This is a genomic window from Geodermatophilus sp. SYSU D00710 (genome assembly GCF_054050195.1).
The window spans coordinates 1-9,013 of record NZ_JBJGYX010000101.1 but is presented as its reverse complement, the minus strand read 5'-3'; the positions used below and the strand labels follow the sequence as shown (position 1 = coordinate 9,013).

General features: G+C 74.6%; 9 protein-coding genes and 1 tRNA gene. 5 read left to right on the top strand and 5 right to left on the bottom strand.

Annotated elements, in window-relative coordinates:
* Positions 1-116: 116 nt before the first annotated feature.
* Positions 117-2,135 (bottom strand): putative bifunctional diguanylate cyclase/phosphodiesterase, encoded by a 2,019-nt coding sequence (locus ACI78U_RS24390; protein WP_456878033.1) that lies wholly within the window; start codon positions 2,133-2,135, stop codon positions 117-119.
* 254 nt (positions 2,136-2,389) lie between these two features.
* On the opposite strand from ACI78U_RS24390, the gene ACI78U_RS24385 reads away from it, so the two are divergent.
* Positions 2,390-2,758, top strand: a complete 369-nt coding sequence (locus tag ACI78U_RS24385) for a glyoxalase superfamily protein (RefSeq protein ID WP_456878032.1) — start codon at positions 2,390-2,392, stop codon at positions 2,756-2,758.
* A 41-nt stretch (positions 2,759-2,799) separates the two neighbouring features.
* Positions 2,800-3,831, top strand: a complete 1,032-nt coding sequence (locus ACI78U_RS24380; protein ID WP_456878031.1) for an LLM class flavin-dependent oxidoreductase — start codon at positions 2,800-2,802, stop codon at positions 3,829-3,831.
* A 51-nt stretch (positions 3,832-3,882) separates the two neighbouring features.
* Here ACI78U_RS24380 and ACI78U_RS24375 read toward each other — a convergent pair whose 3' ends face one another.
* Together ACI78U_RS24375 and ACI78U_RS24370 are read right to left on the bottom strand one after the other, a co-directional pair.
* Entirely contained in the window at positions 3,883-4,563 is a 681-nt protein-coding gene (locus ACI78U_RS24375; RefSeq protein ID WP_456878030.1) for a DUF4333 domain-containing protein, read from the bottom strand.
* 116 nt (positions 4,564-4,679) lie between these two features.
* Positions 4,680-4,752, bottom strand: a tRNA-Arg gene (locus tag ACI78U_RS24370).
* 194 nt (positions 4,753-4,946) lie between these two features.
* On the opposite strand from ACI78U_RS24370, the gene ACI78U_RS24365 reads away from it, so the two are divergent.
* On the top strand, positions 4,947-5,513 hold the full coding sequence (locus ACI78U_RS24365) for a single-stranded DNA-binding protein (protein ID WP_456878029.1): 567 nt from the start codon (positions 4,947-4,949) through the stop codon (positions 5,511-5,513).
* A 119-nt stretch (positions 5,514-5,632) separates the two neighbouring features.
* Entirely contained in the window at positions 5,633-7,303 is a 1,671-nt protein-coding gene (gene ettA / locus ACI78U_RS24360) for an energy-dependent translational throttle protein EttA (protein ID WP_456878028.1), read from the top strand.
* A 119-nt stretch (positions 7,304-7,422) separates the two neighbouring features.
* Here ettA and ACI78U_RS24355 read toward each other — a convergent pair whose 3' ends face one another.
* Positions 7,423-7,851, bottom strand: a complete 429-nt coding sequence (locus ACI78U_RS24355) for a protein-tyrosine phosphatase family protein (protein ID WP_456878027.1) — start codon at positions 7,849-7,851, stop codon at positions 7,423-7,425.
* 165 nt (positions 7,852-8,016) lie between these two features.
* On the opposite strand from ACI78U_RS24355, the gene ACI78U_RS24350 reads away from it, so the two are divergent.
* Positions 8,017-8,430: an acyl-CoA thioesterase gene (locus tag ACI78U_RS24350; RefSeq protein ID WP_456878026.1), complete on the top strand. Its 414-nt coding sequence runs from the start codon at positions 8,017-8,019 to the stop codon at positions 8,428-8,430.
* Positions 8,431-8,436: 6 nt separating this feature from the next.
* Here ACI78U_RS24350 and ACI78U_RS24345 read toward each other — a convergent pair whose 3' ends face one another.
* A complete protein-coding gene (locus tag ACI78U_RS24345) occupies positions 8,437-8,877 on the bottom strand; it encodes a YccF domain-containing protein (RefSeq protein ID WP_456878025.1) in 441 nt (146 codons plus the stop codon).
* Positions 8,878-9,013 lie beyond the last annotated feature (136 nt).

Below are 9,013 nucleotides of genomic sequence, written 5' to 3'. Positions count from 1 at the left end.
GCGGCCCCCACCCCCGCCCCCCCGCCCCCCCCCCCCCCCCCCCCCCCCCCCCCCCCCCCCCCCCCCCCCCCCCCCCCCCCCCCCCCCCCCCCCCCCCCCCCCCCCCCCCGAGGGGGTCAGGAGCGGGGGGCCTCGTCGTCGGTCTGGTCGTCGGTCTCGTCGTCGGCGTCCTCGCCCGGGTCCTCGGCGGGCAGGTCGTCCACCACCACGAGGAACGGGCGCGGCGGGAGCGGGCGCTCGTCGTCGAAGGGCAGCAGGTCGCTGCCGTCGCCGCCGGCCACGGGCAGGTCGTCGACGACGGCCTCGAGCTCCCCGGTGACCGCCTCGAGCACCGCCGCGGCCTCCTCGGCGGCCTGCCCGACCAGCGCCTCGGCGGCCGTGGCGTCGGCGCGGCTGGGCAGCGGCGCTGGGCGGCCGAAGGCGTAGCCCTGCGCCATGGCGCACCCGTGCCGGCGCAGCCACTCGGCCTGGTCGAGGTCCTCGATGCCCTCGGCGATGACCTGCAGCCCCATGCCCTGGCCCAGCTGCAGCAGCCCCTGCACCAGGGCCGCCGACGACGGCTCGCGGACCACGCCGGCGACGAAGGACCGGTCGATCTTGACGGTGTGGATCGGCAGCCGGTGCAGCGCGGTGATCGCGGAGTAGCCGGTGCCGAAGTCGTCGAGTGCCAGCGTCACGCCGCGGGCGGTCAGCTCCTGCACCGCGTGCAGGGTGGCCTCGGCGGCGAACAGCGCCGTCGACTCGGTGATCTCCAGCTCCAGCCGCTCCGGGGGCAGGCCGGACTCGTCGAGTGCGGCGGCGACCAGGTCGCTGAAGCCCTCCTCGGCCAGGTGCCGGGCGGAGACGTTGACGTGCACCCGCAGCCCGGACGGCCAGCCGGAGGCGTCGTCGCAGGCCCGGCGGAGCACCCACGCGCCCAGCCGCGAGGTCAGCCGGTTGTTCTCCGCGGCGTCGAGGAAGGCGCCCGGCGGCAGCAGCCCGCGGGTGGGGTGCTGCCAGCGGATGAGCGCCTCGTAGCCCAGCAGCGTCTCGTCGGTGAGGGAGACGATCGGCTGGTAGAACAGCCGCAGCTCGTCGGCGTCCAGGGCCCGGCGCAGGTCGGTCTCCAGCTGCAGCAGGTCGACCTCGTCGTCGGTGAGGCCGCCGTCGTGCACCTCGATGCGCGCCCGGCTGCCGTCGCGCTTGGCGCGGGCCAGCGCGCTGTGCGCCCGCTTGAGCAGCTCGTCGGGGGCGACGTCGGAGCCGAGCGTCAGCCCGACGCTGGCCGACAGGACGATCTCGCGGCCGCCGAGCTGGAAAGGGTCGTCGAGGACGGCGAGCAGCCGGTCGGCCAGCGCCCGCAGCCCGTCGAGGTCCTCCACGTCCTCGGCGAGGATGAGGAACTCGTCGGCGCCCAGCCGGACGGCGGTGTCCTCCACCCGGGTGCTCCACCGCAGCCGGTCGGCGACCTGGCTGAGCAGCTGGTCGCCGGCCTCGGTGCCGAGGGTGTCGTTGACCGCCTGGAACCGGTCGAGGTCGAGGTGCACCAGGCCCACCTGCAGCCCGCGCCGGCGGGAGAGCGCCAGGGCGTGGGCGAGCCGGTCGGTCAGCGCGCGGCGGTTGGGCAGCCCGGTGAGGGGATCGGTGAACGCCCGGCGGACCAGGTCCTCCTCGGCCCGCCGCCGGTCTGTGACGTCGACCAGCGACAGGACGGCGAACTGCGGCTCGCCGGTGCTGCGGTGGACGACGTCGTGCGACTGCTGCACCCACAGCTCGCTGCCGTCGGCGCGGCGCAGCCGGCGCTCACCGTCCTGGCGCAGCCACGGGTCCAGCCCCGGCTCGGTCCCGTCGCCGGCCGGGCCGTCGGGCAGCGGGGCGTCGTCGGGGTGGGCCAGCAGGTCGACGTGCCGGCCGACCATGTCGTCGATGCCGCGCCCGGCCAGCGCGCACAGCGCGTCGTTGACCACCAGCAGGTGGCCGTCGAGGTCGACGAGGGCCTGGGGGACGGGGGAGGACAGGAACAGGGCCCGGAACATCTGGCCGCGGTCGGCCAGCAGCGTGTCGATGGCCCGCAGCCTCGTCCCCGCCGGTGCGCCGGCGCCCTCGCCGGGCCGGTCGGCCCGGGGCGGCGGCACGGAGGAGGCGCTGAGAGTCACCTCGACAGGGTGGCCGACGGCGCGGCCGGAACCGCGGAACCGGTACCCGGAATGTCGTGGTCGACCGGTCACTTTCCGTCACATCGGGGGCTCCGGTGTCCTCCCGGGACGCGTGGGACGTGCCCGTGAGCAGCGCCTCCGCCCGACCACGCAGCGTCCTGGCGCACGCGCCCGCGGACACCGGGTGCCCGCCGGGGGGTGCCTGTGGGCCCCGCCGGGGGACAAGGTGGTCCTCCCCGAGGGAGGAGCGCGTCATGGACTGGAAGCTCGAGCTCGTCGCCGTGCCGGTCAGCGACGTGGACCGGGCGCTGACCTTCTACACGGAGGGCGCCGGCTTCCACCTCGACCACGACCACCGGGTGAGCGACGAGGTCAGGTTCGTGCAACTCACCCCGCCGGGCTCGGCGTGCTCGATCGCGATCGGCACCGGCCTGCTCGACACGCCGCCCGGGTCGGTGCAGGGACTGCAGGTCGTCGTCCCCGACGTCGAGGCCGCGCACCGGGAGCTGACCGCCCGCGGCGTGGAGGTCAGCGAGGTCCAGCACCTCCCGTGGGGGTCGTTCGTGTTCTTCAGCGACCCGGACGGCAACGGCTGGGCGATCCAGCAGCTGCCGCCGCGCTGACCGCCGGGAATCCGGCACCGGTCCCGCGCGCTGGTCCCCCCGTGGACAAGCACATCGGCTTCCTCTCCTTCGGCCACTGGCAGCCCATCGCCGGCTCGCGGGTCCGCACCGCACGCGACGCGCTGGTGCAGACCGTCGAGCTCGCCGTCGCCGCCGAGGAGCTCGGCCTCGACGGTGCCTTCGTCCGCGTGCACCACTTCGCCCGGCAGCTGTCCTCCCCGTTCCCGCTGCTGTCGGCGATGGCCGCGCGCACCTCGCGCATCGAGCTCGGCACCGGCGTCGTCGACATGCGCTACGAGAACCCGCTGTACATGGCCGAGGAGGCCGCGGCCACCGACCTGCTCAGCGGCGGCCGGGTGCAGCTCGGCATCAGCCGGGGGTCGCCGGAGACGGCGCTGCGCGGCTCGGAGGCCTTCGGCTACGTGCCGCCGGAGGGGACCACCGACGCCGACCTCGCGCGGGAGAAGACGGCGCTGTTCCTCGCCGCGGTCGGCGGGGCGAGCGTGGTCGAGGCCGACCCGGCGATGACCGGCGGCACCCGCGCCCGGCTGGCGGTGCAGCCGCAGTCGCCCGGCCTGGCCGACCGGATCTGGTGGGGGTCGGGCACCCGCGCCACCGCCGTCCGGACCGCCGAGCAGGGGCTGAACCTGATGAGCTCGACGCTGCTGGTGGAGGACACCGGCGTGCCCTTCGACGAGCTGCAGGCCGAGCAGATCGAGCGCTACCGCGCCGCGTGGGCCGCCGCCGGGTGGGAGCGCGAGCCGCGGGTGTCGGTCAGCCGCAGCGTGGTCCCGGTCGTGTCCGACCTCGACCGCGCCTACTTCGGGGACCGCTCCGGTGAGGACCAGGTGGGCCTGCTGGAGGGCGTGCGCGCCCGGTTCGGCAAGAGCTACGTCGGGGAGCCCGACCGGCTCGCCGAGGAGCTGGCCAAGGACGCCGCCGTGCGCGAGGCCGACACGCTGCTGATCACCGTGCCCAACATGCTCGGCGTCGAGTACAACGCCGCCCTGCTGGAGAACGTCGCCCGGTACGTCGCGCCGGCCATCGGCTGGACGCCCGCCGGACAGCGCTGAGCGCCGGGCTCCTGGAGGAGCCCGGCGCCCAGGCCGGTCGGTGCGGGAGGACTACACGGCCTCGAAGGAGACGTCGCCCGCGGCGTCGATGGAGGCGATGATCGCGGCGCTGTCGGTCGGGTCGTCGGCGGCGCTGACCACGCAGTCGAGCTGCAGTCCGTCGGCCGCGACGAGGACGCTGCGGTCGGACTCGCAGGAGGAGACGACCTCCAGGCCGGTGCTGGCGGCGAACTCCTCGGCCAGGGAGGCCTCGACGTCGGCCACCTGGACGAAGACCGCGTCGCTGGAGATGGTCACGTTGCCCTCGTCGTCGGTCTGCTCGACGGTGTAGCTGACCTCCTGGCCCTCCACCTGCGCGGTGCAGGTGGACACGGTGCCGGCGGCGAGCTCGACGTCCTCGGGGCAGCTGACGTCGGTGACGGTGACGCCGGCCTGCTCCTCGGTGAGCGCCACGATCTGCCGCTCGGCCTCGGCGGTGTCGAGGACCTTGCCGCTGAAGAGGAAGAAGGCGCCGACGCCGAGGCCGGCGACCACCAGGGCGGCGAGGATGCTGCCGATGATCGCGCCGGTGCGCTTCTTCGGCGGGGCGGGCGGCTGGCCGTAGCCGGCCGGGGCGGCGCCGTAGCCGTTCGGGACGCCGGGGCCGCCGGGGGCGGGGAAGGGCGGCGGGGCGTACGGGCCGTGGCCCTGTGGGGTCTGGCCGGAGTGGCGGGGGTCGTGGACCTGGGTCATGGCGGGCTCCTCGATCGGTCCCGGGTCCGTCCCGGGTGCTCGGGAGCACCGTGCCGCGCCCTGCTTGTGACGTCCTTTCACCTGACTTGCAGCCCACGTCAAGTGGCGGTGGCGGGCGCGCCCGGCAGGGATCGAACCTGCGACCAAGTGCTTAGAAGGCACCTGCTCTATCCGCTGAGCTACGGGCGCTCGATGGCCCGATGATGACACCTCCCGCGGGGCCGGCGTGCGCCGCGGCACGGAGGGGTGACGTCCCGGCCGCCGCGCGTCCACAGGGCCGCGGCCGTCCACAACCGCGGTCGCGCGCCCTCGCCGGCCGCGTCGCGGGCCCAGGGTCGTCCCCGGGTCGGCACCGTGCCGGCCGGGAGAACCCGAGGAGCACCGTGAGCGCCACCGAGATCACCGTGACCGGCAACGTCGTCACGTCCCCCAGCCGCGTCCGCACGCCGAACGGCAGCGTCACCAACTTCCGCGTCGCCTCCACCGAGCGGCGCTACGACAGCACCGCGCAGGGCTTCGTCGACGGCGCCACCTTCTTCGTCGACGTCGAGTGCTGGAACGAGTTGGGCGGCAACGTCTCGCACAGCGTCAGCAAGGGCGACCCGGTCGTCGTCGTGGGCACCATCCGCACGCGCGAGTGGGAGTCCGACACCGGCCGCCGCAGCCGGCCGGTCGTCCGTGCCGCCGCGGTGGGTCCCAACCTCGCCCGCGGGACCGCCGAGTTCCGCCGCACGCAGCGCACCTCCGCGGCCGCCGCGGAGGAGGCGGTCCCGCGGCACGAGCCGGCGTCCGAGGAGACCCACGCCGCGGACCGGGACTACTCCGGCCCCATCGAGCCGTTGTACGTCGTGGACCCCGACACCGCCGCGGTCGGCTCCCCCCTCGACGGGACGCTCGACGGAGCACCCGACGAGGAGCTGGACGCACTGCCGGAACCGGCGCTGCGCTAGCCGTCCGCGGACTGGGAGGATCGGGACCGAGAACGCACGGGGGCCGGGCCGGCGAGACGCACCGGCCCGCCCCTCCCTGCGCATCGACACCGCGCACCGACGGAAGGCTCGAACGCCCAGTGGCTCAGTACATCTACTCCATGGTCCGTGCCCGCAAGGCGCACGGCGACAAGGTGATCCTGGACGACGTCACCCTGTCCTTCCTGCCCGGCGCCAAGATCGGCGTGGTCGGGCCCAACGGCGCCGGCAAGTCGACCGTCCTCAAGATCATGGCCGGTCTGGAGCAGCCCTCCAACGGCGACGCGACCCTCTCGCCGGGCTACAGCGTCGGCATGCTCATGCAGGAGCCGCCGCTCAACGAGGAGCTCGACGTGCGCGGCAACGTCGAGGAGGCGGTCAAGCCGCTGCGCGACGCCCTGACCCGCTTCGAGGAGGTCAGCGCGGCGATGGGCGAGCCCGACGCCGACTTCGACGCGCTGCTGGCCGAGCAGGGCGAGCTCATGGAGGTCATCGAGAACGCCGATGGCTGGGAGCTCGACGCCCGCATCGAGCAGGCGATGGACGCCCTGCGCTGCCCGCCCGGCGACGCCGACGTCACCGTCCTCTCCGGCGGTGAGCGCCGCCGCGTGGCGCTGTGCAAGCTGCTGCTCGAGGCGCCCGACCTGCTGCTGCTCGACGAGCCCACCAACCACCTCGACGCCGAGAGCGTGGCCTGGCTCGAGCAGCACCTGGAGAAGTACGCCGGCACCGTCGTCGCCGTCACCCACGACCGGTACTTCCTCGACAACGTCGCCCAGTGGATCCTCGAGCTCGACCGCGGCCGGGCCTACCCCTACGAGGGCAACTACTCCACCTACCTCGAGACCAAGGCCGCCCGGCTGAAGGTCGAGGGCGCCAAGGACGCCAAGCGGCAGAAGCGGCTGGCCGAGGAGCTGGAGTGGGTCCGCTCCAACACCAAGGCGCGGCAGGCCAAGAGCAAGGCGCGCCTGGCCCGCTACGAGGAGATGGCCGCCGAGGCGGAGAAGACCCGCAAGCTCGACTTCGAGGAGATCCAGATCCCGCCGGGCCCGCGGCTGGGCAACGTCGTCGTCGAGACCCACGACCTCACCAAGGGCTTCGGCGACCGCATCCTCATCGACGACCTGTCGTTCACGCTGCCGCGCAACGGCATCGTCGGCGTCGTCGGCCCCAACGGCGCGGGCAAGACCACGCTGTTCAAGATGCTCGTCGGCGAGGAGAAGCCGGACGAGGGCGAGATCAAGGTCGGCGAGACGGTCAAGGTCTCCTACGTCGAGCAGACCCGCAGCGGCATCGACCCCAAGAAGACGTTGTGGGAGGTCGTCTCCGACGGCCTCGACCACATCCAGGTCGGCAACGTCGAGATGCCCTCGCGGGCCTACGTCGCGGCGTTCGGGTTCAAGGGCCCCGACCAGCAGAAGCCGGCCGGCGTGCTGTCCGGCGGTGAGCGCAACCGGCTGAACCTGGCGCTGACCCTCAAGCAGGGCGGCAACCTGCTGCTGCTCGACGAGCCGACCAACGACCTCGACGTCGAGACCCTCACCAGCCTCGAGTCGGCGCTGCTGGAGTTCCCCGGCTGCGCCGTGGTGGTCAGCCACGACCGCTGGTTCCTCGACCGCGTGGCCACCCACATCCTCGCCTACGAGGGCGAGTCGACGTGGTTCTGGTTCGAGGGCAACTTCGCCGACTACGAGAAGAACAAGGTGCAGCGGCTGGGTCCCGAGGCGGCGCGTCCGCACCGGGCCACCTACCGCAAGCTCACCCGCGACTGAGGAAGGACCTCCCTGCCCCCCACCGCTCCCAGGCTCGCGGCGGGCTCCTGCAGGGAGGCCGTTCCAGCACCTCGCCGACGGCCGGTCGGAGCCCTCTGCTCCGGCCGGTCGTCGGCGTCTCAGCCGCCGAACGCGGCGACGAAGCGGGCCTGGCGACGGGTCTCCACCGCGCGGGGTCGGTAGGCGCGGCGGACGAACGCCACGGCCTCCGCGGGCGGCACGCCGTCCAGGACGGCCAGGCAGGCCAGCGCCGTCCCGGTCCGCCCCGTCCCGCCGCCGCAGGCCACCTCGACCCGCTCGGTCGCGGCCCGCCCCCAGGCCTCGGTCAGCGCCGCGCGCAGCGCCTCGGGCTCGGTGGGCAGCCGGAAGTCCGGCCAGCGCACCCAGCGGCTCTCCCAGCCGGGATCGGGCGGCGGCCGGCCCAGCAGGTAGACGCCGAAGGTCGGGAGCGGCCCGGCGGGCAGCGGAGCCCGCAGGCCGCGACCGCGGACCCGGCGTCCCGAGGGCAGCACGACGACGCCCGGCGTGCCGTCGTCCCACCCGTCCACGCCGAGCACGGTAGGACGACGCGCACGCCTCCGGCGTCCGCGGGGGCCGGGCACCGGTTGTGCACACACCGCGGCCGGAGGGCGCTCCGGACCGCGATGTGTGCACGAAGCACGGCGGGAGGGGCGGTCGACGCCGTCGGCGGCGGTACGGCAGGGTGTCGCAGCGTGCGGTTCACGGTGCAGGTCCCCATGCGCTGGTCGGACATGGACGCCTACGGCCACGTCAACAACGTCGTCCACCTGCAGTACTTCGAGATGGCCCGCGTGGCGCTGTTCTTCGAGCGGGCGACGCTGGAGGAGCGGACCGGGCTGCGCCGCGGCACGGTCGTCGCCGCGCACGAGATCCGGTACAAGCGGCCGGTCGTCTACTCGGCCCGCCCGCTCGACGTCCAGATCTGGGTGTCGGACGTGCGCGCGGCCTCCTTCACCTGCCACTACGAGGTCTTCGACCACGAGCGGCTCGCGGTCACCGGCAGCACGCTGCTGGTGCCCTTCGACTTCTCGATCGACCGGCCGCGCCGGCTCAGCCCGGACGAGAAGGAGTTCCTCGCCCGCTGGGCCGACGAGCCGGGGGAGTGACCCGGCTCAGCGGACCGGGGCGGGCTGCGCCACGGTGCTGCCGGCGTGCATCCAGTCGCGTGGCGGCGTCGTCTCGACCACCCGCTTGCCCAGCGGGAACAGGCCGATCGCGGCGAGCTTGAACGACGCGACGCCGAACGGGATGCCGATGATCGTCAGGCAGAACGCGACCCCGGCGACCAGGTGCAGCAGCGCCAGCCACCACCCGGCGACGAGGAACCACAGCAGGTTGCCCACGGCCGAGGCCACCCCGGCGCCCGGCGCGCGCACCGTCGTCCGCCCGAAGGGCCACACCACGAACCCGGCCAGCCGGAACGCGGCGATACCGAACGGGATGGTCACCACCAGCAGGCAGGCCACGACGCCGGCGAGGGCGTAGGCCAGCGCCAGCATCCAGCCGTGCACGAGGAGCCAGACCAGGTTCAGCAGCGTGCGGAGAGTGTCCACACCCTGATCACGGTCCGCGCCGTCCCGGGGTTCCGCGCGCGCCGGTGCCCCGGGACACGTCGTGGGGGGGGGGGGGGGGGGGGGGGGGGGGGGGGGGGGGGGGGGGGGGGGGGGGGGGGGGGGGGGGGCGGCCGCC